Raw genomic sequence first — 23,496 nt, 5'->3', positions numbered from 1 at the left:
CCCGCAACAGACGGTCAAGAGACTGTCTGGCGGAAAAGCGAGTGCAAAGGTAAGGCAAATATCAGTACAAACCAAACAATCAGGGAATAAATTTCAGAAAAATATCCTTTAACAGAACAATAATTGACATAAATCAACCCATAGAATATATTACACCTTAATATATAATAAAGCATCAGCACTATCTATCAAAAATATTACAACTCCAAAATGGCAGACCTACAAAAATGTAACAGGATTTTAATACTAACATCTGCCAAATATCACTGATATTTCATATCTTTGCAAAAAATCAAACAAACAGACATGCAAGAAAACAAATACAGAATATTAGTAGTTGACGACGAGGAAGACCTCTGCGAGATTCTCAGATTCAACATAGAGACCGAAGGATATCTCGTAGATACTGCACATTCAGCAGAAGAAGCATTACAGACCGACATATCCAACTACGACCTTCTACTTTTGGATGTCATGATGGGTGAAATGTCTGGATTCGCCTTGGCAAAACGCCTTAAGGAAAATGAATCTACATCTAAAATTCCTCTAATATTCCTCACAGCAAGAGACACAGAGAACGATACCATAACGGGGTTCAACCTCGGAGCAGATGATTATATATCCAAGCCGTTCTCCATCCGCGAGGTGCTGCTCCGCATACGTGCCGTCTTACATCGCACTCATCCCCAACACTCCGTCTCTTCGGAGACATCTGCCAACATTCTACAGCATGAAAAGTTGGAAATAGACATAGACAAGAAAACCGTAAGTGTAGAAGGAAAAGAAGTTGCTTTCACTAAAACAGAATTTGAACTTCTCCGTTTACTTCTGAAAGAGAAAGGCCGCGTTTTCTCACGACAGGAGCTTATAGACAAGGTGTGGCCAAGGGATGTACTCGTTCTTGACCGCACCGTAGATGTCTATATCACGCGAGTACGCAAAAAGATAGGAAAATACTCTCCTTGCATCGCCACCCGACAAGGATTCGGATACTATTTTGAGAACTAAAAGAATCAATCTGATAAATCCACTACATGCAAAACGGCTTTTAAACAGCTTTCTTGAACTATAAAAACATGAGAAGAACCAGCATCGGGCGACGGCTCTACTTGAGCATCATGACCATATTCCTCGTTTTTGCGGTTGCCTTTATTGCTTTCCAACAGCAACGCGAGAAAGAATATAAGACCGGCATGCTAAATCTCCGACTGCAATTACTCAACAAGCAATTGGCGGAAGACATAGCGAAAGAACGCCTGAAGGCAACTGACATTGACGACTATGCAAAAATTCTTTCACTGAAGGGCATCAGAATCACTATCATTCATCCCGATGGAACCGTTACTTTTGACAATATCCAAAAAAATCACCAAAAGATGGCCAACCATCGGAACCGTCCCGAGATTATCAAGGCCCTCAAGCAAGGCAGTGGCTCTACTATCGACCGCAAGAGCAAGACTCTGCAACACGATTACTTCTACTCGGCTACTTACTTTCCCCATCAGAAAATCATCATTCGCTCTGCCCTTCCCTACAACGACGACCTTGCCCTTTCGCTTCAGGCCGACCAACATTTTGTTTGGTTTGCCATTGTAGCCATAGCCTTGCTTACACTTATTATCTATCGCTTCACGCAGCGACTTGACAAGAACATCAACAACTTGCAAATATTTGCCAAGCGTGCCGATAGTGGAGAGCCTTTGGTTACAGACGACCTCGTAGACTTTTCTGCCGATGAATTGGGAGAAATTGCCGAGCGCATCATCAAAATATACAAACGGCTCCAAAACACTCGGAAGGAACAAGACCTGCTGAAGCAGCAGCTCACACAGAACATATCGCATGAGCTGAAGACACCTGCCGCCTCCATTCAGGGCTATTTGGAGACAATTCTCAACAACCAACAAATTAACGAAACTAACAAAACTCTATTCCTTCGTCGCTGCTATTCACAAGCCGAGAGGCTGACGGCATTGTTGAGCGATATATCCACACTCAACAGAATGGACGATGCCTCGGGACTGATGGGAGAAGAGTGGGTCAACATCAACAATATTATAGACGAAATACAAAAAGAGACAGCACTGCAAATAGCGGAGAAAAAAATGCAGTTCGACGTCTTTTTACCCGATTCCATCGATATTTATGGTGTAAGGAACCTATTATACAGCATCTTCCGGAATCTGACCGACAACGCCATAGCCTACGCAGGCGAAGCTACTACCATCACTCTGTGGGCAGAACATTCCAAAGACCACTGGCACTTTGTCTTTAGCGACAATGGGGCAGGTGTACCCCCACAACACCTTCCCCGTCTTTTTGAGCGGTTTTATCGAATAGACAAAGGACGCAGCCGCAAGCTCGGAGGCACAGGCTTAGGACTTGCCATTGTCAAAAATTCCGTTCTGCAACATGGCGGAACCATCAACGTAAGAAACAACGACGGAGGTGGACTACATTTTGATTTCACATTGAAATAGAATTTACCCTCCGCTCTATTTCATAGAATTGTAACACCCCATTCATCTGCTTGTAATATCCAGTGTATACCTTTGCAGCGAAATTGTAAATTAGGTAAAGATTAGAATGGAAACAATTTATCTTTGTATTGTCGTATTTCTGCTCTCTCTGGCAGTCTTCGACTTGTTTGTAGGCGTCAGCAACGATGCCGTCAACTTTCTTCAGTCGGCTGTCGGTGCACGAGTGGCAAAGTACCGTACCGTCGTATTGATAGCCTCTGTAGGGGTTATTCTCGGAGCAGTGATGTCCTCCGGCATGATGGATGTAGCCCGCCACGGCATCATGGTGCCCAACCGCTACTCCTTCGAAGAAGTAATGACGATTTTCCTTGCCATCATGGTTACTGACGTTATTATCCTTGATGTCTTCAACACATTGGGAATGCCCACCTCGACAACCGTCTCGCTTGTCTTCGAGCTGTTAGGAGGCACATTTGTCATAGCCTGCATCAAGATGGCAGGCGACAACGGGCTTCACTTCTCCGACCTCCTGAATACGGAACAGGCTCTAAAAGTAATTATGGCCATATTCGTCTCAGTAGCCATTGCCTTCGTTTTCGGCATCATCGTCATGTGGATTTCGCGCATCGTCTTCACCTTCAATTACGGCAAGCACTCCCGATATACGGTAGCCCTTTTCGGAGGTATAGCTTTCACGGCCCTTGCCTATTTCATCTTCCTTAAGGGAATAGGTGGGAGCCCATATATTCCCGATGAAATCGGAAATTATATCAAGGAGAACACACAATATCTGTTGCTCGCTACGCTGGTAGTATCTACCATTGTCATGGAAGTGCTGCACCTGCTGCGCGTCAATATCTTCAAACTAATAGTGCTCCTCGGTACATTTGCCTTGGCAATGGCCTTTGCCGGCAATGATTTGGTCAACTTTATCGGAGTTCCGCTTGCAGGCCTGTCCTCCTATCAGGACTATACAGCCAATGCTGACGGCATAGGTGCTGCCTCCTATATGATGACCTCGCTGATGGAGAGTGCCAAGACTTCTCCCCTGTGGCTCTTGGGTGCCGGAGTGATTATGATTATAGCCATGGCCACATCAAAGAAGGCACAGAACGTTATCAAGACAAGCGTCGACCTAAGCCGTCAGGACGAAGGCGACGAAATGTTCGGCAGTTCTATGGCGGCCCGTGCCATTGTGCGCTATACGCAGAATACAGGCGGTTCCATCGGGAAAATCATTCCTGCCACAGCAGTCCGGTGGGTAGACAGCCGGTTCAGCAAGCAAGGGGTTGAAGATACGGGAACGGCTTTCGACGTTGTCCGCGCGGCTGTCAACCTCGTATTGGCCTCCATGCTGATTACCATAGGTACCAACTACAAGCTGCCGCTCTCCACAACCTACGTTACCTTTATGGTGGCCATGGGTTCGAGCCTTGCCGACAGGGCATGGAAACGCGAGAGTGCCGTTTTCCGCGTAACAGGCGTCCTGTCTGTTATCGGAGGCTGGTTTATCACGGCAGGGGCATCGTTTATCGCCTGTGCCATAGTAGGACTGGCAATGTACTTCGGCGGAATCATCGTTCAAGTCGCTTTCATGGGGCTGGTTATATTCCTCCTGATTCGCTCCGAACGGAATTATAAGCGGAAGATGGCTGTCGAAAGCAAGGGCAGTGTCTTTGAGCTGATGATGCGTACACGCGACAAGGAACTGGTATGGGACATGTTACAGCGACAGGTTTCACGCACACAAGCCTTTGTCTGCCACTTCGCCCTCGAACAGTTCAATAAGATTGTCAGTGGTTTCCAGAACGAGCGGATGAAAGAACTGCGCCAATGCAACCGCGACCTGAAGACCGAAACCGAAGCACTGAAGAAATTCCGCCGACAGGAGATGCTCGGACTGAAACGCTGTCCGCCTATCCTTGCATTAGAGCGCAACACTTGGTTTCATCTCGGTGCCAACAGCAATCAGCAGCTTATCTATACCCTACGGAGAATGTTGGAGCCGGTGAAGGAGCATGTAGGCAACAGTTTCAACCCACTTCCACAGACTTGCATTGACGAATTCCAGCCAATTCATCGGAAAATAAACGAACTGATGCGGACTACAGCCGACCTGATTTCCACTGGCCGCTACGGCAACTACCGCGAAGTCCTGACCGAGGCCGACCGGCTGAAAGACGAGCTTTCAGTACTCCGCAAACGCCAGCTCGACCGCATGCAATCGTCGAAGGATAATACCGATTTCCAAGTATCTGTAGTCTATCTGAACCTCCTACAGGAAAGTCAGCAGTTCCTCAGTGCCATGCGTCATCAGCTGCGTGCTGCCAAGAAGTTCACGGAGTAGACATAGGAAAAACATTCCGTGAATAAGGCAGAATCAACAATTTGTTTCGGAGTAAGGATTATGCGAGAACTGATTTTAGAAGCTCCCCCACTCCACGACAATAAGTCAACTCCGACAAATTGCTTATTTCTTGCAGAAAGAACAAAACATACAAACACTGGGGATATCTCCCTATGACGTTAACACAAGGCATGTCCTGTTTTTGCACTATGTCAACAGAGACATACCAAATAGAACAAACAGGGCAGCTTCTTTATTAAAAAGAAGCTGCCCTCGCCAATACGACCCGTCTTTATCAGAACCGGAAGCCGATAGAACCGTAAACCATATTCATATTAGGAACTCCTGACGTGTGAGAAACAGCATGCGAAAAGCCAAGGCCTAATACAGGCGAGATGCCTTCACGGAGTTTCCAAGACAGTTCTACGCTGTAGAGTGTTTTCTTCCAGTCCTTACTACCTATAGTCTGAGCTACCAACAACCGTGCATCAACCTTTCCACCGTGCTCATCCCCAATACTGTATAACCTAATCCTCCACCAAGAGCATTAGACGAGAAATGCGTTTTCACTCCATTGCCATCGTACAGCCCTTTCGACTCTTCATAGTGGGCAAGTACATAGAGACGTGGTACAAATTCATAGCTGACATTGGTCTTAAAGCCCACTTCCCTGATATTGTGTTGGGCTGAAGAGCCAAAGGGACTCATTTCTACCGAGAATTTTCCCAACGCATTATTGCTTTTTGCTTCATCCTGTCCGTAAATACTTAGCGAGACAAAGAAACTCATCAAAACTACTAAATACTTTTTCATATTCATAACTCTTTATTTAAGTGTATATTGTACTTGCCTGTTCCAAAGGTCATCACTTGCTTTACCTATATAGAAACCATTTAATAAAGACTTCTTGGCACTTTCGCTAAGTGTTGATTTATTGATAAATTTGACCATGTCATCCAAATAATAATTCAAAGATTCCTCTGAAGCTGTTTGTCTTAATCCATTCATATACGCAATCAGCACTTCGAGCATCTCCTCATCTAACGGGATATTATACCTCAAATTGTCAGCAAACTCCTCAAAAGATTCCGAATTGACAAAAGCATCCTTTAACTTTTGAGACAACAAAACATACCCAGCCACCTGCTCGTCGGTAACCGACATTATCTCGAATGAATGATTTGAACGCTTCATTGCTGACGCAATCTCAATTCCTTTCTCTAAGTCGCTCATTGCACCAAATTTAGCAAAGGACAGAGAGTCTGTAAAATAAGGAGCTAAAACAAGATTGTGTAAACTTCCAACATCTTCAGGACACAATGAAGTACTTACACCATTAACTGATGGCATCTTCTTTCTTGAAATACTTAATTCAAAAGTAATTTTCGGATTTTGGGTAAAAACATAGACACCTACTAACCCAGAAGTTACACCGCCACATAGTGGACCTCCCACAAGACCACCTACAGCATCAGAGAATGTTACCGCAACTGCTTGCCAGAGTCGCTTCCACCATCTTTTTTTTGCCCTTCTCTGCTCATTATATATAGAAAATTCTGTAGAATTGGGCTCAAAACGAGTGTTGTAATTGTTTATCTGTGCTCGCATATGCTATATAATAAATATTTTCTCGTAATACGCGTCAAATTCTATCTTGACAATTAACCATTAGAAATAGCCATAATATTTGGCATCCTCTGTATAGATTTCTATACAAAATTTCTCGTCAAAATTACCTTGCAGCGTTATGGTATATCCAGAAAGTTTCAAAGGGACATAGTGCTGTTCAAAAACTTGTCCGTACATATCTTTTATAATAACAAGAGCCATCTCGTAATCATCTATTCCATACAAAAACACTTGTTCATCTTCATATGTTACTTTTGTGACAGGCCTTTCATATCTATCTCCACGAGTTTTACTAGCCGCGTCATCTCGTACAAGTTGAACTTCTACGGGAGAAGCATCAGCACACAAACTAAACATCATCAGGACGCTAAACACAATTTTCTTCATATATTAAACGTTTTTAGGTTTGATACAAAGATACTAAATAAATTCACAAAACTCTATGTCAAACACTCAACAATAAAAAATTGTCAAGCTATTGACAATTTTTAGACAACACAATTTATCTAATATAACACGATGAAATCGTTATTTTTTGCACAAACTGCAAACTTTTCCAAAAATATTTAGCACAAGTTTATACTAATAGCGGAGTCATTCATTAATACCCGACAAAGTTCCTATCTATAGGAGTAATAGTACAAGTTAGCTGTTAATTTTAATTCACAATTATACACAAAAAACCTAAAAACTAAAAGACTGAATAATCTTATCCCACTCAGCAGGATTTCCCTCCTTGTGGAACGCTCTTTTATAAAGCCTTCTTCTATTCACACTAATAGAAGATAAAGAATGGTTTGTTAGATTTGCAATGTCTTTTAGAGAAATATCTAGCATTAGCAACATACAAAGATGGTATTCCTGTTCATTGATGCGACAAAGTCTTTCTAAACGACATTTGTGATTAGGCAAAATTCTTTCGATAGCTTCACTCAACTCTGCCCACTCCTCTTCTCTCATCTTAAAGTCTGAAGTACCTATACCCTTAGAAATACATTTGTATATTTTTTCTTGCCGTAATTTTTCCATACATTGAATTCTTTTGGGCATATATGCCTCCATCCTGTCTAAATAGTAGTAAAGTTTATCTTTATATAACTTGGCTCTCTGCATATTTATAAAAGTAAAACACAAAGAGACTGAAATTAAAACAAAACCTACAAAACAGATAAGAAGGATATAAAAGTCGTCCCTCTCCATTTTCATTGTCAGTTTTTGATTTTCTTTTTCACGTAAATTATAATCATAGAGAGCCTGCGCTCTTGCTACAGAAGAAGTATCAAGGTGAATTTCTATTGTATCATTTAATAAAAAGTACTTTCTTGAATATTCCAACGCTCTATCAATATTTCCATTCCTTAGATGCCAATTCAACAGGCTTCTATAGCCGAACAACCGGGTATTATCTATCTCATTCTTCTCTAATTCTTGCAGACAGCGGAATTCCTGTTCTGAGTTCCCCAAACTTTCATATAGTTCAGAAGCTACCACTAACACTGCTGAATAATCAGAAGGCATAGCATATTTTAATGCATATTGAATATAAGGCAATGCTTTCTTTGCCCTTCCTGTCTTTGTATAATTACTTGCAATCCCTGTATACACTTTCGATATAATTTGAGAACATTTCAACTCTTGTGCATAAGGCAAAGCCTTAAAGTAAAACGACAAGGCGGAATCTCGTTGATTATCCACCCCATAAGTAAAAGCTATATTCAAATAGGCATAAGTAACTCTTAAAGCATCATTACAACGCGTTGCCCATAATAATCCATCACGATAGTACTTTTTTGCCAATTCATTTAACTTCTGACAGGTTGCCAACTCACCCATTTGGCTTGCGATGATTGCTTTCTGCCTTGCAGATTCCGTTGCATCGTATGCTTGCCGGAAGAAATCCAAAGCTCTCGGTGCATCTCCATTCTCAGCATAGTATCGTCCCATGTAGTACTGCTGATTCAAGATGCTGTTCGTCGCCCTTATCCTTATAGTAAGAATAAACAGAAAAGATGGAGGAATCGTTTTTAATTGGCTGGTAAGCCTTGTCCTTCGCCTTATAGAGTGTCAGCTGATAGAATTTCCTAACAGTCTCATCCTCCTGCTGCATCTTATGGCTCATCGCCTGCAAGATTGCAAGCGAACTGTCCGGGGAGACATTTGCAAGGCTGTCAGCAACCAATAATTGCTGAGGATATTCCGTTTTCCCACAAGAACAGACAAGGATAAGAATCCCAAGGCTAAGCAATCGTACAAGATTTTTCATGTCGCAAAGGTAACAAAAAGAAAATAAATTTGAGCAACTACACTCTTAATCCTCATAAAAGACAACTGAAAGAAACTAAAAAGAAAAGCAAGACATTACACCATCTCTGCAGATTGCCTGCATCAGAGTTCCCTGTCATCTTTATTCTCGAAGAAGATGCAGGCTATCTCTGCGAGAAGGCAGAACCATACCAGTTCGGTACCGTCCCGCCCACCCGGCTACAGAATCGCAGAGGACATGTTTTCCGGCTGCTCCGCCTCGTATCTTACTTTGTAACTATGCTCTCCGAAACAGCATATAGTGCGTTATCTCCCACGCAGGGAACACCCATACGGCAACGACCTACACCCTGCCCGACTAAAGCGGGCAGAATGTAGGCCGATACACTATCTGTCAATCTATCAATGCAAAATATACCACAAGGCTTCTCCAAAGTCCTTCTCTGCCAAAAAAATCATGGCTGCAGAAAGGAGAAGCAGGATGGACTTTGCCATACGAGGATTGCGGTAAGACCATCCGAGCAGACGGTTAGCCAACTCCGCCACAACTACTTTGCTGCTTCGGTTTCAGGAGCCTCGCCTATCAAATCCATGAACTGGTCGAGCTTCGGAGTAATGATAATCTGGGTGCGGCGGTTACGCTGCTTGCCGAGTTCGGTATCGTTGGTAGCAATCGGGTTGTACTCGCCCCGGCCACCTGCTGTCAGACGCTTCGGATTGACACCGAAACGGGTCTGCAAGAACTGGGCAACGGACGATGCACGCAGACAGGAGAGGTCCCAGTTGTTGCGGATGTTCTTCATCTTTTCGCTGGCAGAGTTCACCGGCACGTCGTCGGTATTGCCCTCGATGAGCACGTCGTAGTCCTTGTAGTCCATGATAATCTTTGCAATCTTGCTGAGGGTCTCCTCCGCACGGTCGTTGATTTCGTATGAACCACTCTGGTAGAGCATGTTGTCGGCCAGAGAGATGTAGACAACGCCCTTCAGCACCTGCACATCCACTTCCTTCAGCTCTTCCTTGCTCAGCGAGCGCGTCAGGTTGTTGGTCAGCACCATATTGAGCGAGTCGCTCTTGCTCTTCACTTCAACGAGGTGGCGTATGTATTGGTTGCTCTCGTTTATCTGGTCTACGAGCTTGGAGATGTTGATATTGTTGGAGTTGGCGTTGTTCAGACTCCTGTCAAGGCTTCCCTGCAGTGCCGCAGCACTCTCCTTCGCCTGTGCCAGTTGGTCTTCAAGGCTCTTTATGCGCGCGTTATTGGCAGCAATGGTTTCCTTAGCTCCCTGATATTCCGCTTGTAGACGGCTGTTCTCGGTCTGGCAATTCTGCAAGTCCTTCTTACTTGCACAGCTGGTGAAAGCCAGCGTGCCTGCCAGTAAAGTCAATAATAAGAGGTTCTTTTTCATATTTACTCAGTTTTTTGATGTTTCTTGAATAGTTTGCTATATTGTTGATTGGGTTTGCTGCAAAGATATTCATTTGATGGCAGATTATGCCAAAAGTATAATTAGTTTAGGTAATTTTAACCGAAAACAGAGCGGAAAAGAGAAAGCGAAAGAACCTGAAGAGGCAGAAAGCACAAAAAAAAACGGAAAGGCAGAAAGGGCATAAGGAGACAAACGACGGGGAAAGGATAGGCAAAGACAGAAGAGCTATTCGGTGCAGCGAAGGAGTATTTCGCTACGAATTGTCCTTACTCCGGGAAGTCCCACATAATCATCTGACTATCAACACCATAAAAGGACACATAACAAAAGTGGCGTTTTAACCACACGAAATGGGCACTTTGACCAAACGAACAAGCCCGTTTCATGGTATCAAAGTGGCATTTTCATTTACGGAATGGAAGTGGGTATAAGTTTTGTTTTTGTGATTTATATTGAGATTGTAGGATATTCAGGCAGCGGTCTCTGTCCTTATCTTTCTATTATTCGCCCCGTTGTAGGGACAGACCGCGTGTCTGTCCGCATGCGTGTATTGTCCTTCCCGTATTTGTTCTTTGTTTTCGGACAGACACGGGGTCTGTCCCTACACTTCCGCTTGTGGATAAGAATATCCGCGTCAGTCCCTGTTCCTCCCGTACATTCGTTTCACATTACAGGCGAAGCGCAGGCAATCTGTAGGAACAGGCCCCGTGCCTGTCCGCTTCGATTGTTTTTCGGACAGACACGCGGTCTGTCCCTACACTTCCGCTTGCGGATAAATAATATCCGCGTCAGCCCCTGTTCCTCCCGTACATTCGTTTCACATTACAGGCGAAGCGCAGACAATCTGTAGGGACAGGCCCCGTGCCTGTCCGCTTCGATTGTTTCCGGACAGACACGCGGTCTGTCCCTACGGCAAGGCTTGCGGTTTCACGGGGCGATGAAATGGTAACGGTGAGTCTTTTAATAGAGCAACACCAGTCCGGCCACGGCAGCATAGCAAATCATGCGGATGGGGTTGATTTTCAACCACATCGTCCCGATGAAGGTGGCAAGGAAGAGGAAGAGGCTGATGAAGAACTGCCAAGGATTGATGTCGGGCGTAGAGAAGTTTTCGGAATTGCACAGCAGCAATGTGGCAGCAGCCAGCAGCCCGACTACCGTGGGGCGAAGTCCGCCGAAGATGGCCTGAACGGCAGGCGTGTTCATGTACTTCAGGAACATCTTGCTGATGAGAATCATCAGTATCAGTGATGGAAGGACAAGGGCAAAGGTTGCGGTGGCACTGCCGAGCACGGCCATCGTTTCGCCCATTCCGGCATTATGGACGGCTGTATAGCCGCAATAGGTAGCGGAATTGATGCCTATCGGTCCGGGGGTCATCTGCGAAATGGCGACGATATTGGTAAACTCTGCCGTCGAAAGCCAATGATGGTTTACGACGGTCTCGGTCTGTATGAGCGACAACATGCCGTAGCCGCCACCGAACCCGAATAGTCCGATGATGAAGAAGGTGTAGAAGAGTTGTAGGAATATCATTTTTCTTTTCTTGTGTTGGCCTTGTCGGTTTTCAGCCTGTTCTGACTGGTAGGATTTGGAGGCCTGCCTGCTCTGCCCGACGTTTGTCTGGTTGTCTATAGTCCACTGTCTGTTGTCAGTTGCCTCCCTCCGTTGGCTGGATTACCTTTCCCCATACGTATCCGCCCAAACCGGCGGCAATGATGATGTAGACGGGATTGACGCCCAAGGCATAGATGAGCAGTGCCGTAAGAATGGGAATCCAGCAGGTAGAGAGGTTTATTTTCGCGCTTTTGGCGAGGGTGAACGTAGGTACGGCAATCAGTGCCACCACGGCAGGACGGATGCCGCGGAACATTGCCGCTATCCACGGCACGTCCATGAAGCGGTGGAAGAACAGGGCGATGAGGAGGATGATCAGGAACGACGGCAGCACGGCTCCGAGACAGGTGCAGAGTGCCCCCCTCGTCTTTCGGAGCTTATAGCCGATGAAGATGCTGATGTTGGCGGCAAAGACACCGGGACAGCTCTGGGCCACGGCAACGAGGTCAACGAACTGCTCCCTGTCTATCCACTTTTTTTTCTCCACCACTTCGGCCTCAATGATGGGTATCATGGCGTATCCGCCACCAAGAGTGAAGGCCCCAATCTTGAAGAAAGTCCTGAAGGACTCCCAGTAGAAGCTGCCAGTGATGGGCTTTGGGGGAGGAGAGGCTGTCTGCTTTTCCTTATTGGAGTAGTCTGTTCCTAAGTGCATAAATGAGCGTGTTGTGTGATTATATCTTTGTCTGCCACGGCTGGTTGGGTGTTATCTTGTCATACCCTCTACTTTTTCTGAACACTTCCATGTCCGAACTATGTGAGGCAGGGAACTCGATTTGTATCTCGTGTGAGAGTATTGATAAGATTTTATCGCCCGTTATATGGGCATAATTTCCCCGTAAGGCTTTTTCATACCACCCTATCAGGTTGCTTTCTGTAATGATGCTTTGTATCCGTGCTCTCCATCCAATCTGATTGAGGAGTGAAAGTATCACCTTCTCTTCGGAATCCTTGCAGACAATGACTATCCTGTCGGACGAGACGGAAGAGGTGATGTTTTCAGCCAGCTCTTCGGTTAGGGAGAGGTGTTTTATCTGAATGGCCATTCCAAAGTTGGCCCACATGTCCAAGCCCCTGTCGGCTGCGTTGGTTACTCCTGCCCGGTTGATTCGGGCGTTGATGGTTGTTTTCGGCTTTTCTGCGTGAGTCCCATCACTTGCCGTGCAAAGTCGGAAAACTCATTGAGCAGGTCTGATTTTTGCGCATTGGCTTCAATGGTAATCTTGACATCCATGCTTTCAACCAAAGCTGAAAAGAGCGCGTAGACGATTATCTCGTATATTTTGTCTATACTCCGCCTCAAGCCGGGTTGATTCCAAAACAAGTCAATGAACTCCTTGACCTGAAAGCTGTTTCTGTCGTGTGTATTGCAATATTCCAAGCCACTTGACATCTGTGCAAAACGATGTGCAAAACATTGGTAGATGTAGGCTTCCACTATACCATCGCCCTGTCTGTTAACCATCCCCAAAACCGTCATGACTGATGGAGGTATGGCATTTGCATTGAAAACGTCGTCCTGATAGCGGGCTGATGACGTGGAGGTGCGCCCTAAAAATCGTAGGCAAACCTTATCTCTCCATTTTCTTGAAGGAGTGCGGTAGGTTTCCACGTCCGACAAGTCTATATCTCCGGCCGTCCTGTCTCTATATAGTATTTCTGCAATCTGTATAGGTTTGTATAGGTGTATGCGTGCTTTGGCTATGAGCTTATCTAACGCTTGTCTGGCTTCTTGTATATTCATGATTGTCGAATAGGTTGAGTTCTTGTATCTGAATAGCCTTCTGCTTGTTACGAAGAGAAAAAATCATTTGCTGGGCTATGGCTTTTATGACAGGTACCGATACCGAATTGCCTGCCACTTTCCTTGCTTGTGAGTAGGGAATGTTGATGACGAACGAGTCGGGAAAGCCTTGCAGGCGCAACATTTCTCGGGAAGTAAGTCGCCGTTCTCCATTGACAACCAAATAATTATAGCTTCCTCCAGCTCGTAATGCACAGGAGTAAGGGAGCGGAGAGATGTTTCCGCCAATATTTTCATGCCAAATGGAGGGTTTGGGCGGAATGGTCTTCAAGGCAGAAAAACGCTTTTGGCGAATAGCATCCGAAACGTAATAGGAGGCATCTATGTTTTCCTCCTTTTCCAATATTTCTGCCAAGGGCTTGTAATAGCCTAATGGCCGGGGAAAAGTAAACTTTATGGCTTCTTTGAATCCGACGATATAGATGCGCTCGCGCTTTTGTGGCAATCCGAAATCAAGTGAGTTGAATACTTTGTAATAAACGGTATAGCCGAGGCGTTTCAGTCTGTCGAGGATGACGGTGAACGTATTTCCACCGTCATGGGTTGTCAGTCGTTTTACGTTTTCCAATAGAAAGGCTTGTGGGCGTTTGGCGGCCAGTATGGCTTCTATGTTGAAAAATAACGTTCCTCTTGTGTCTGCAAATCCCAGTCCCTTCCCTGCTATGCTGAAAGGCTGGCAGGGAAAACCTGCCAAAAGTATGTCGTGGTCGGGAATGTCATTGGGTGAAATGTCGTTAATGTCGCCAAACGGTATCTCGTGGAAATTGGCTTCGTACATTTTACGGGCATATTTGTCCCATTCAGAAGAGAATACGTTTTTGCAGCCACAGGCTTCAAAACCCAGTCGTATTCCCCCGATGCCTGAGAATAAGTCTATGGTTCTATAATCAATTTCCATACTATATTCCGTTTAACCTTACAAAGGTAATGATTAAAAACAGAACGGCGGAATTTATCCTGCAAAAACTTCGTCGGGAGAGGAAGATACGAAGCGATGGGCGTTTGATGCCCGGGTGTCTGCAAATTCTGCAGGCAGGCTGTAAAGGCTGTATGGAACGAGACAGAATGGGCGGCTGTATATAAAGAAGGTATACAGCCGCCCAATGAGGTGTGTCGGTCTGGACTATTAGTCCGTCATTACTTTATTACGTACTTTCTGCCATTGACGATGTAGACACCGGGAGCGAGGGACTTCAGGCTTGTAGCCTCTTTGAGAATCTGCTTGCCGTCAAGCGTGAATACATCGTAGCGTACATTGCCGTCGGTGCTCTGCATCTGCAGGCCGTCCACAACGATGCTTGCATCGTTGGAGTAGCCCGATTCGCCAATGTTGTAGACGGTGGTGATGTTGTAAACATACGTTCCGTCTATAGCCGTCTTGTCAGTAAAGGAAGACTGCTTCCCGTCAACGGAGCCTATCTTTTCTCCGTTTCGGTAGATGTTATAGCCTGCGATTTCAGGGACCCCTCCCTTTGTAAAGGATATATCATCCAGCATGACCATAAACATGTCTTGTGTTGCATGGCGTATGGCGAAGTAACGGGTACCTTCGGGCAAGTTTACCTTATATTCGCCCCATTCTTCTCCTATGCCGACAGGAGTCTTGTCAACCTCTACGGTAGTCAGCAGCTCAAAGTCGTTAATGTCCGTTCCTTTCTTGGAATAATGGATTTCGAGCGGTTCGGCACCGTAATTCTTCAGGAGCTGGGCAGCATGGAAGGTGATTTCCTGTGCTGTTCCGGGGAGCGAGGGCGATATAAGCCAGTGGTCGGTCTTTCCCTCACCGTCGCTTTCCTTGGTTGCAGAGGCACTCAGCAGATACTGACTTCCGGAGAAAGGACAGAAAGCCGGGTTGAGGTCCATGTCGATTCCCAATGCTTCCGGGTTCATGACAATGTAGGCGTAGGCTTCCGTTGAGTGAGGCCACTCAGCTCCCTTGAATCCGTAGGTGTTCAGTCCGCACTTGTCAACGGTTTGCCATTCTCCAATCTTGTCAATGCTCCATGCTCCGTAATCCTCGAAGGTCTCGGTCGTATGCTTGGGAGCCGGTGTCTTCGGGGCACTCCATGTCAGCTTTGTACCCTCGCTTGCGGCATGGGCTTCGAGGTCGTCTACGGTCGGGACATCCAGTTTTTCAACCTTTACCATCGCCTCCATCTCGTTGTCGGCCTGGTTTTGTTCCTGTGCATAGATAATCTTTACTTTTATCGGCATGTTGTCCGGGTCGTCTGCCTTTACGGTATAAGTCTGCTTGAATGTGAAGTTGTGCATCGTGTTCAAGTCTTCTCCGTTCCTTTCTGCAATCATTTTCTCTCCTATATAGAATTGCACCTTGTAGTCGGAAGCCTTGACAGGCTGCTCTCCCATGTTCCTTACCGTAGCCATCATGTCGAGATTGTCTCCCACTCTGGTTCGGTCTGCAACATCCAGCATGCCCCTCAGGTCGTACTCGTGTGCGTCATAGACGTTTATGTTGTCTATGCCCGTGGATATTCCTTCGGCATCCGAATTTTCCAAAAGGAAGCGAATCAGGACATACTTCTCGCCTTTCAGCTTCTCAAGGCTTACCTTCGCTTGCCTCCATTCCTCTTCACCAGACAGTTGGGAATAATCGGTCTTGTAGAGTTCTACAAGTTCTCCGTTAGGACGCAGGGCCATCGCAGTCAGCCTGAAGTCCTTTCCCGGGATGGCATAGTAGGAGAATACCAGTTTCGGATTGGCGGCATTTTGGATTCCAATCTTACCCGTGTTGAGATAGTAGTATTCCCCCGGCTTGGCAGATGTCCATGACATGCTTCCTGCATCGTCGTCTTCCGAGGCACTGGAAGCTATGTACGGGGCTTGTATGCCCTGTCCTTCCTGCCAGAAGAACTTGTTCTCGATGACGGTGTTGGCAAAGCTCTCCTTGTAAGGGATGCCCCAGCTCTTTCCTTTAATCATGGTATTGGTGAAGCTGTATTCGCCTTCCCCGGCTTCGCCGCGCGCGTTGATGGCGTAGTAGAGGAAGTCCTGATCGCCCTCTTCCAAGTCGACGTCAATCTGGCACGACGTCCCCTTTACGTCTTGGGCAACAGCGTCGCCACGGGTAGAATAGGATGTGCCCGGGAAAACAATCACCTTATAGAGATTGTAGACGAGTTTGTCAGGATCAACATAGCCTCCGCTGGCACCCTCTTCGGAGAGAGCATCCCACTGGGCCGTTACGTTGGTTCCATTGTCAAATATCCGGCTGTTCTTCACTTTGGTAGGAATATCTATTCCGACGAACACGTTGCAGCTGGCACCGATACCGTCTCCGGCATCGTTCTGTGCTGTTACGGTATAGCTGTGTTGTCCAGCCGAAGGGTTGTTGTCTTCGGCTGTCAGAGCCTGTCCCGGTAGAGGATTGTCGAAAGTCTTTACGATAGTCTCTCCATCTCTGATGATTCGTATCTGCTTGAGAGAGGATAGTTGTCCGCCCTTGAGGTTCTCAGTCGGGGCCTTGAACGAGATGGTAGCGGAAATAGCACCCTTTGCTCCGGGAACGGCTTTCAGTTCGCTTGCCGCACTGGGCACATCCATGGTGGCTCCCTGCGACAGGGCTATATCGTCTATGCGCAGAATGAACTTCCGGGCATCTGATATATGATGGAAGGCAAACCTTACGTCGCGGTCTTTCTTATTGATAATGGTCTTCGTGAAGAGCTGATAGGCAGGCTTTATCAGCACCGTGGGAGCAAGAATCTCTTCATAGCTGTCGGGATTGTCGCCTTCTCCCATCTTTACTTCTATCTTTTCGGGGAATTTCTCGCCATAGCCTTTGGCCTTGAAGGAGAATGTATACACCCTGTCTGCCGACAGATGGATGGGCGGCGTAAGCAACCAGTCGTCGGCGGCATTGAGAGACTGGCTATTGTATACGCTGTGGTCACTTGGATCCCATCTCCATTTGATTCCGTCGTTGTTGGCATCCAGAATTTCAAAAAGTTCCATTGAGGCGGCATTGTCAAAACCCTGTGTGTACGGAGGTTCTAAAGCTGTTCCGTAAGCGACGTTGTTGGACGTGGTTCCCTTGCCTTTCTTGGTTCCGTTCTTCGGGTAGATGACATATTTATACGAAACCATCTGTCCGTCGGGGAGCGACTGGTTCAGTTCGCAGTCGGGATAGTCAGTAGTCCACAGCGAGTCAGGGAGTCGGACTATATCGTAGGTTATTTTGCTCATATAGCCATTGTGTACGCCTGCATCAGGTGCAGACCACTTGAGAGTTGCCTTTCCATTTTCCTGTATAAGGCTTACCTCCTCTACGGGTTTGGGCTCGTCATACCCTATATAAGTCTCCAGCTTGGCCTTGGGAGAGAAGCCTACGCTATTCTTGGACAGGACAACGAACTTCGTCAGTCCCTCTCTTGTAAAGTCTGCGGAGATAACGGCCTTTCCGGCTTCTCCTTTACCAGTAGTCAGCGTGTCCTTTCCCACGACAACATAGTAGGATAGCTCTCCGTTGAGCGGTGCACCCTTGTAAGTTTTGGAAGGCAGTCGGAATGAGAGATTTCCTGTTGTACTGCCATTGCTGAAGTTGGCTTTCAGGTCTGTTGCCACGGCAGGGGCGTCGTCGGCAGCATCGGGTGGCAGCACCGTCAGGGCAGCAATCTCTTCAAGGTCGGAGAAATCGCATATCTTGTCGGCCTTTCCTGTGGAAAGATTTACTTCATAGAAGGCGGAATGAACCATATTGTCAATTGCTGCCCAGTAGAATTTGCCGGTCCGGTGGTCAATGTCTCCACTCTGTATCATACATCCCTGACCTGTGTTCAGGGCCACTCCCGTGGAGCCAATCTTGCTGAGAGTTCCGTCCTGTTTGTCTATCGTGTACAGGTTGCCGTCGTACATGATGGCGTAAATCGTTCCGTCGGCACTGGCAGCCATTGCTACCGCCATGCCGGGAAGGGTGGAGATTTTGGTTCGAATCAGCTTTTTGAAATCTATTTCCCCAAATTCAAACTGACTTCCGTCTGCCGAAAAGAAGCAGCCGTACACCTTCCCCGTGGTCGGGTCGAGTGCCATTTCTGTACCGACACAGCTGAAGTCGCTTATCCATTGGTCTTGCAGCTTGACTCCGTCTTCTATATTGTAGGCGCAATAATATCCACCTACTGCTCCCCAGTCGGAATTGTAGCTCATGAAATGGAAAACCCCGTCTATGATGACGCCGCCACCATTGCATTGGCGTTCTTTATGACTCAATATTTCCTCAAAGACCGGAGAGGCGGAAGAGGTGAATTTGTAAAGTCCGAAAGGAAAGGACTGGCCCCAAGAGCGTCGGTAGAGAAGGCTTCCTACGAGCGTTGTTCCGTCAGGCGTCGCATTGGCCAACAGCGGACTGGACTGGACGGGATAGCCCGGCTGAACCATATATTGTGACGGCGTGGGTATTTCGTTCAGTTTCTCTCCGATGGTCTTTGCCCTGACCAAAGGCATCCTTTTACTCTTTTCGAGACGGTCTTTCATTACTTTGGTGGAAGTCGTCCGTACATCGTCAGACGATTGAGGGACATGCTGACCCCTTACTTGTGCAAAGACTGGCGGTGCCAGTAGCATTGCAAACATAGCTAATGTGCAAAATGTCTTTCTCATACACATGGTTTTTAGTTATTAATAATTAAGTTATTGAAGGTTTTTGAGATTGCCATTTGAAAGTCTTAGATTCAGAAAGAATAAAACTTTTGTCAAAAGTAGGGAAAATTAGTTATAAAGTCTTCTTTTTTGATTTTTATTAACCTTTTGATGTGTTTTGTAAGTTTTCACTAACATAATGTGAGTTTGATGAATTGTGGATGTCTGTTAGTTGAACCTGTATATTGCGAAAGAGGCAACAGACACGCAGTGTGCCCGTTGCCTCTTTATATAATCGCTTTCGGTGATATTTCCGAAACCGTTTGTAATCAGGTTTTTGCTTCTATCTGATTCTTTCCTCCACCCATTTCCGTGCATTGACGAAAGCTTCAATCCATGGCGTAACCTCGTCGTTGCGGCGGTCGCGCGGATAGTATGCCTGCTGCCACGGGAATATGGCACGCTCCAAGTGGGGCATCATGGCAAGATGGCGGCCGTCCGTCGAGCAGATGGCGGCAACGTTGTAGTCGGAGCCGTTCGGGTTGCCGGGATATTCGGCATAGTTGTATTTTGCCACGATATTGTAGTGGTCTTCGGGTTCGGGCAGATAGAACTTTCCTTCGCCATGGGCTACCCAGATACCGAGCTTGCTGTTGCTGAGCGAACCGAACATCACGCTGTTGTTCCGGGGAATGGTTACGCCGAGGAAAGAACTCTCGAATTTCCGGCTCATGTTGTGAGTCAGATGCGAGCGGTGCTTGTGGTCGGGGTTGATAAGGTTCAGCTCTGCCATCAGCTGACAGCCGTTGCAGATACCCAGCGACAGCGTATCCTCACGGGCATAGAAGCGTTCGAGTGCCTCCTTTGCCTTTGGATTGTAGAGAAATGCGCCTGCCCAGCCCTTTGCCGAACCGAGAACGTCGGAGTTGGAGAATCCACCGCAGAAGACTATCATGTTGACCTCCTCGAGTGTCTCGCGTCCGCTGATTAGGTCGGTCATCATTACATCCTTCACCTCGAAGCCTGCCAAGTAGAGGCTGTACGCCATTTCCCGTTCACCGTTCGTTCCCTTTTCACGGATGATGGCGGCTTTGGGCTTTGGGCTTTGGGTGTCGTCCGTTGATGATTTCCAACGGTCGGCATCGAGGCCGTATTGCTGTAATGTGCCCGTGAAGTCGTCGTTGAACTTCATTTCTACCGGCTGTTTCTTGTAATTCTGGTAGCGTTTGCATGCCATTCCGTTCATGCTTTGCTTGCGGTCGAGCAGATAGGAAGTCCTGTACCACGTGTCGCGCAGTCCGTCTATGTCGAAATCCTGCTTCCATCCACCGTCAGCGACAGACAGTGTACGCTTGCCGGGAACAGGATTTCCTATGCGTGCGAACCCGATGCAGTTTTCCTCAAGGAACGCCTTGACCTCCTCGTTGTGCTCATCGGCCACCTGAATGATCACGCCCGGGTTCTCTGCAAAGAGCTTCTTGACGGTATCGTCGCCTGCAATGTCGTGCAGGTTGATGCGCAGACCGCCGTCCATGTTGGCAAACGTCATTTCCAACAGCGTCGTAATGAGTCCTCCGGCCGAAATATCGTGTCCGGCAAGAATCCATCCACGGCGAATCATCTCCTGAACGGCATCGAAGCAGTCGCAGAAATACTGCGGTTCCTTTACCGTCGGCACGTCGCTGCCCACCTTGCCCAAGGTCTGTGCGAAGGCCGAACCGCCCAGCCGCTGTTCGTCGAAGCTGAAATCAATATGATAGAGGCGTGTATTCTTGTCGTTGACAAGCACGGGCGAAACCACCTGACGCACGTCGCTGACCTCACCGCCGCTTGTTACGATGACCGTACCCGGAGAGATAATCTTCTCACCGTTCGGATATTGCTGGCTCAGCGAGAGCGAGTCCTTGCCCGTCGGGACGTTCACACCGATGGCGCAGCAGAAGTCTGACAAAGCCTTCACGGCACTATACAGACGCGCGTCCTCGCCCTTCTGCGAGCGGCAGGGCCACATCCAGTTGGCTGACAGGCTGATGCTGTCCATTCCGTCGGCCAGCGGTGCCCAGACGATGTTGGTCAGCGATTCTGCCACGGAGAGTACCGAACCGGCTTCGGGCGATGCCAAGCCGGCCTGCGGAGCGTGTCCCAATGCGGTGGCAATGCCCTTGTGTCCGCGGTAGTCGAGTGCGACGACACCGCAATCTGACAGCGGCAGCTGAATCTGTCCCTGACATTGCTGACGGGCCACCTTGCCCGTAACCGAGCGGTCAACCTTGTTGGTCAGCCAGTCCTTGCAGGCCACGGCTTCCAGTTGGAGCATGCGGTCAAGGTATTCGCCCACCTTATTTATATTATAGGAAACATCTTCATACCTGCGGATGACGGTCTCGTCCTTCATGACCGTCTTCGGTGAGTGTCCGAACATCTGGGCCACGTCGAGGTCGAAGGGTTTCGCGCCATCGCCCTGTGCGAACGAGAAGTGGGCATCGCCCGTCGTCTCGCCCACGACATACATGGGGGCGCGCTCGCGCTCGGCTATCCGTTTCACGTGGTCGAGGTGCTTCTCGTCGATGAGCAGTCCCATGCGCTCCTGCGACTCGTTGGCAATGATTTCCTTCGCGCTCAGTGTCTTGTCGCCAATCGGCAGCTTTGTCATGTCTATTTCGCCTCCGCACTCCTCTACCAGCTCGCTCAGGCAGTTCAGGTGTCCTGCCGAACCGTGGTCGTGGATGGAAACCACCGGGTTGTTGTCTTCCTCTACCAACGCACGCACGAGGTTGTAGGCACGCTTCTGCATCTCCGGGTTGGCGCGCTGTACGGCGTTCAGCTCAATACCGTTGGAGTACCGGCCCGTGTCTACCGACGAAACCGAACCGCCGCCCAGTCCGATGCGGTAGTTGTCGCCGCCCACTACGACCACCTTGTTGCCTTTTTCGGGTTCTCGCTTCAGGCAGTCGCGCTTGGTGCCGTAGCCCACTCCGCCTGCGAGCATGATGACCTTGTCGTAGGCATACTTCTCGCCGTTCTCCTGATGTTCGTAGGTCAGGAGCGAGCCGGTAATCAATGGCTGGCCGAACTTGTTGCCGAAGTCGCTCGCACCGTTCGATGCTTGATGAGAATCTGCTCCGGCGTCTGGTAGAGCCACTGGCGGACGGGTAGGATATCTTCCCAGTCGCGCAGCGCGGGTGTCTTGTCGGCATCGTCCTTCAGCCGTGGGTAGGCCGTCATGTAGACTGCCGTGCCGGCGATGGGCCACGAGCCGACGCCACCGCCCATGCGGTCGCGTATTTCGCCTCCCGTGCCCGTAGCCGCCCCGTTGAACGGTTCGACGGTCGTGGGGAAGTTATGTGTCTCCGCCTTCAGGGAGATGACGCTCTCGATAGGCTTCACGCGGAAGTAGTCGGCCGTGCTCTGGTTCTGTGGCGCGAACTGTTCTATCTCCGGCCCCTGTGCGAAGGCGACGTTGTCTTTATAGGCAGAGAGAATCTTGCCCGGGTTTTCCTTGGTCGTCTTCTTGATGAGGCTGAAGAGGCTGCTCTCCATCACCTTGCCGTCGATGACAAACTCTCCGCCGAAAATTTTGTGGCGGCAGTGCTCCGAGTTTATCTGTGCAAAGCCGAAAACCTCCGAGTCGGTGAGCGGACGGCCGTTCTGCTGCTCTATCTTGTGGAGATAGTCTATCTCTTCGGGCGACAGGGCCAGTCCCTCTTCTTCGTTGAACAGCTCCAGATTCTCCACGTGCCTGATAGGTTCAGGCTCGTGGCTGACGGTGAAGATAGTCTGGTTCAGACCGTCGTACATGCGTTGCAGCATCGGGTCGTGCTCTGCATCTGCCGTCTGAACGGGGAAGTATTCCTCTATACGCAAAATGCCGTCAAGACTCATGTTCTGGGTAATCTCGACGGCATTCGTGCTCCAAGGGGTAATCATTTCGCGGCGTGGCCCTACATAGTAGCCCGACAAACTTTCGTCGTCGAGTTTCTTTGCGTCGCCGTAAAGCCAGCAAAGCCTGTTGATTTCATCCTGATTGGGCTGATGGTCTATATCAGTCGCAATCACCGTCTCATTGAGCGTTTTGAAGAAAAGAATCATATTGTTCTTAATATAATTAGGTGATTGATTATCTTAATCTTTTGCAAGGATATTGCAAACGGGCACAATGGAAGTCTGTTTCCTTATTGCCGGGTGCAGCATATCTTCTGCAAAGATATTGCCAGCAAGTGCAATGGAAGTTTACTTCCTTATTGCCGAGCGCAGCATATCTTCTGCAAAGATATTGCCAGCAAGTGCAAATGGAAGTTTACTTCCTTATTGCCGAGCGCAGCATATCTTCTG

Annotated in this window: 16 protein-coding genes and 1 pseudogene; 4 read left to right on the top strand and 13 right to left on the bottom strand. The window is 47.8% G+C overall.

Annotated elements, in window-relative coordinates; genetic code table 11:
- Positions 1–306: 306 nt before the first annotated feature.
- The 3 genes from phoB to JCM15908_RS10695 all read left to right on the top strand — a co-directional run bounded on the left by phoB (position 307) and on the right by JCM15908_RS10695 (position 4,827).
- Positions 307–1,008, top strand: a complete 702-nt coding sequence (phoB, locus tag JCM15908_RS10705; protein ID WP_025003313.1) for a two-component system response regulator PhoB — start codon at positions 307–309, stop codon at positions 1,006–1,008.
- A gap of 68 nt (positions 1,009–1,076) precedes the next feature.
- Positions 1,077–2,480 (top strand): sensor histidine kinase, encoded by a 1,404-nt coding sequence (locus JCM15908_RS10700; protein WP_025003312.1) that lies wholly within the window; start codon positions 1,077–1,079, stop codon positions 2,478–2,480.
- A gap of 106 nt (positions 2,481–2,586) precedes the next feature.
- Positions 2,587–4,827 (top strand): inorganic phosphate transporter, encoded by a 2,241-nt coding sequence (locus JCM15908_RS10695; RefSeq protein WP_025003311.1) that lies wholly within the window; start codon positions 2,587–2,589, stop codon positions 4,825–4,827.
- A 471-nt stretch (positions 4,828–5,298) separates the two neighbouring features.
- Here the strand turns inward: JCM15908_RS10695 and JCM15908_RS10690 are convergent, their stop codons facing one another.
- The 6 genes from JCM15908_RS10690 to JCM15908_RS10665 form a co-directional block, all read right to left on the bottom strand.
- Entirely contained in the window at positions 5,299–5,640 is a 342-nt protein-coding gene (locus JCM15908_RS10690) for a hypothetical protein (protein WP_148295580.1), read from the bottom strand.
- Positions 5,641–5,652: 12 nt separating this feature from the next.
- On the bottom strand, positions 5,653–6,435 hold the full coding sequence (locus JCM15908_RS14695; RefSeq protein ID WP_148295579.1) for a hypothetical protein: 783 nt from the start codon (positions 6,433–6,435) through the stop codon (positions 5,653–5,655).
- 60 nt (positions 6,436–6,495) lie between these two features.
- Positions 6,496–6,843 (bottom strand): hypothetical protein, encoded by a 348-nt coding sequence (locus JCM15908_RS10680; protein ID WP_025003308.1) that lies wholly within the window; start codon positions 6,841–6,843, stop codon positions 6,496–6,498.
- Between the two features lie 297 nt (positions 6,844–7,140).
- Positions 7,141–8,400 (bottom strand): tetratricopeptide repeat protein, encoded by a 1,260-nt coding sequence (locus tag JCM15908_RS10675; RefSeq protein WP_025003307.1) that lies wholly within the window; start codon positions 8,398–8,400, stop codon positions 7,141–7,143.
- Positions 8,381–8,575 (bottom strand): hypothetical protein, encoded by a 195-nt coding sequence (locus JCM15908_RS14690; protein ID WP_148295578.1) that lies wholly within the window; start codon positions 8,573–8,575, stop codon positions 8,381–8,383. Before JCM15908_RS14690 ends, JCM15908_RS10675 begins: the two co-directional genes overlap by 20 nt.
- Before the next feature lie 691 nt (positions 8,576–9,266).
- Positions 9,267–10,127 carry an OmpA family protein gene (locus tag JCM15908_RS10665; protein ID WP_025003305.1) on the bottom strand — a complete coding sequence of 287 codons (861 nt, stop codon included), beginning with the start codon at positions 10,125–10,127 and terminating at the stop codon, positions 9,267–9,269.
- A 76-nt stretch (positions 10,128–10,203) separates the two neighbouring features.
- On the opposite strand from JCM15908_RS10665, the gene JCM15908_RS15395 reads away from it, so the two are divergent.
- Positions 10,204–10,332, top strand: coding sequence for a hypothetical protein (locus tag JCM15908_RS15395; RefSeq protein WP_262498851.1), 129 nt, complete (start codon positions 10,204–10,206; stop codon positions 10,330–10,332).
- Between the two features lie 776 nt (positions 10,333–11,108).
- Here JCM15908_RS15395 and JCM15908_RS10655 read toward each other — a convergent pair.
- The 7 genes and pseudogenes from JCM15908_RS10655 to JCM15908_RS15650 all read right to left on the bottom strand — a co-directional run bounded on the left by JCM15908_RS10655 (position 11,109) and on the right by JCM15908_RS15650 (position 23,253).
- A complete protein-coding gene (locus JCM15908_RS10655; RefSeq protein WP_025003304.1) occupies positions 11,109–11,684 on the bottom strand; it encodes a chromate transporter in 576 nt (191 codons plus the stop codon).
- 115 nt (positions 11,685–11,799) lie between these two features.
- Positions 11,800–12,420, bottom strand: a complete 621-nt coding sequence (locus JCM15908_RS10650) for a chromate transporter (protein ID WP_025003303.1) — start codon at positions 12,418–12,420, stop codon at positions 11,800–11,802.
- Between the two features lie 19 nt (positions 12,421–12,439).
- Positions 12,440–13,509: pseudogene (locus tag JCM15908_RS15290) on the bottom strand (HaeII family restriction endonuclease).
- Positions 13,475–14,467 (bottom strand): DNA cytosine methyltransferase, encoded by a 993-nt coding sequence (locus JCM15908_RS10640; RefSeq protein WP_051530797.1) that lies wholly within the window; start codon positions 14,465–14,467, stop codon positions 13,475–13,477. The pseudogene JCM15908_RS15290 and the gene JCM15908_RS10640 overlap by 35 nt, the downstream one beginning before the upstream one ends.
- 239 nt (positions 14,468–14,706) lie before the next feature.
- The gene (locus JCM15908_RS10635; protein WP_159101336.1) at positions 14,707–19,185 is read right to left on the bottom strand and encodes a choice-of-anchor J domain-containing protein; all 4,479 of its coding nucleotides are present in this window, start codon (positions 19,183–19,185) and stop codon (positions 14,707–14,709) included.
- A gap of 322 nt (positions 19,186–19,507) precedes the next feature.
- Positions 19,508–22,306, bottom strand: a complete 2,799-nt coding sequence (purL, locus tag JCM15908_RS13825) for a phosphoribosylformylglycinamidine synthase (RefSeq protein WP_373277435.1) — start codon at positions 22,304–22,306, stop codon at positions 19,508–19,510.
- Entirely contained in the window at positions 22,222–23,253 is a 1,032-nt protein-coding gene (locus JCM15908_RS15650; RefSeq protein ID WP_373277434.1) for a phosphoribosylformylglycinamidine synthase-related protein, read from the bottom strand. Before JCM15908_RS15650 ends, purL begins: the two co-directional genes overlap by 85 nt.
- Between the last annotated feature and the right edge of the window lie 243 nt (positions 23,254–23,496).

This window comes from Prevotella dentasini JCM 15908, assembly GCF_000614065.1.
Taxonomy (GTDB): Bacteria; Bacteroidota; Bacteroidia; order Bacteroidales; family Bacteroidaceae; genus Prevotella; species Prevotella dentasini.
Note: the sequence above shows the minus strand (reverse complement) of the source record. Positions and strands in the feature narration are given on the sequence as shown.

Excerpts from the sequence above, each read along its gene's own strand:
- JCM15908_RS10655 (WP_025003304.1), bottom strand. The coding sequence starts at position 11,684 with ATGATATTCCTACAACTCTTCTACACCTTCTTCATCATCGGACTATTC.
- JCM15908_RS10635 (WP_159101336.1), bottom strand. The coding sequence starts at position 19,185 with ATGAGAAAGACATTTTGCACATTAGCTATGTTTGCAATGCTACTGGCA.
- JCM15908_RS10695 (WP_025003311.1), top strand. The coding sequence starts at position 2,587 with ATGGAAACAATTTATCTTTGTATTGTCGTATTTCTGCTCTCTCTGGCA.
- JCM15908_RS10665 (WP_025003305.1), bottom strand. The coding sequence starts at position 10,127 with ATGAAAAAGAACCTCTTATTATTGACTTTACTGGCAGGCACGCTGGCT.
- JCM15908_RS10675 (WP_025003307.1), bottom strand. The coding sequence starts at position 8,400 with ATGGGACGATACTATGCTGAGAATGGAGATGCACCGAGAGCTTTGGAT.
- JCM15908_RS15650 (WP_373277434.1), bottom strand. The coding sequence starts at position 23,253 with ATGATTCTTTTCTTCAAAACGCTCAATGAGACGGTGATTGCGACTGAT.
- JCM15908_RS15395 (WP_262498851.1), top strand. The coding sequence starts at position 10,204 with ATGGCAGATTATGCCAAAAGTATAATTAGTTTAGGTAATTTTAACCGA.
- JCM15908_RS10680 (WP_025003308.1), bottom strand. The coding sequence starts at position 6,843 with ATGAAGAAAATTGTGTTTAGCGTCCTGATGATGTTTAGTTTGTGTGCT.
- JCM15908_RS10640 (WP_051530797.1), bottom strand. The coding sequence starts at position 14,467 with ATGGAAATTGATTATAGAACCATAGACTTATTCTCAGGCATCGGGGGA.
- JCM15908_RS10700 (WP_025003312.1), top strand. The coding sequence starts at position 1,077 with ATGAGAAGAACCAGCATCGGGCGACGGCTCTACTTGAGCATCATGACC.
- JCM15908_RS10650 (WP_025003303.1), bottom strand. The coding sequence starts at position 12,420 with ATGCACTTAGGAACAGACTACTCCAATAAGGAAAAGCAGACAGCCTCT.
- JCM15908_RS10690 (WP_148295580.1), bottom strand. The coding sequence starts at position 5,640 with ATGAAAAAGTATTTAGTAGTTTTGATGAGTTTCTTTGTCTCGCTAAGT.
- JCM15908_RS14690 (WP_148295578.1), bottom strand. The coding sequence starts at position 8,575 with ATGAGCCATAAGATGCAGCAGGAGGATGAGACTGTTAGGAAATTCTAT.
- phoB (WP_025003313.1), top strand. The coding sequence starts at position 307 with ATGCAAGAAAACAAATACAGAATATTAGTAGTTGACGACGAGGAAGAC.
- JCM15908_RS14695 (WP_148295579.1), bottom strand. The coding sequence starts at position 6,435 with ATGCGAGCACAGATAAACAATTACAACACTCGTTTTGAGCCCAATTCT.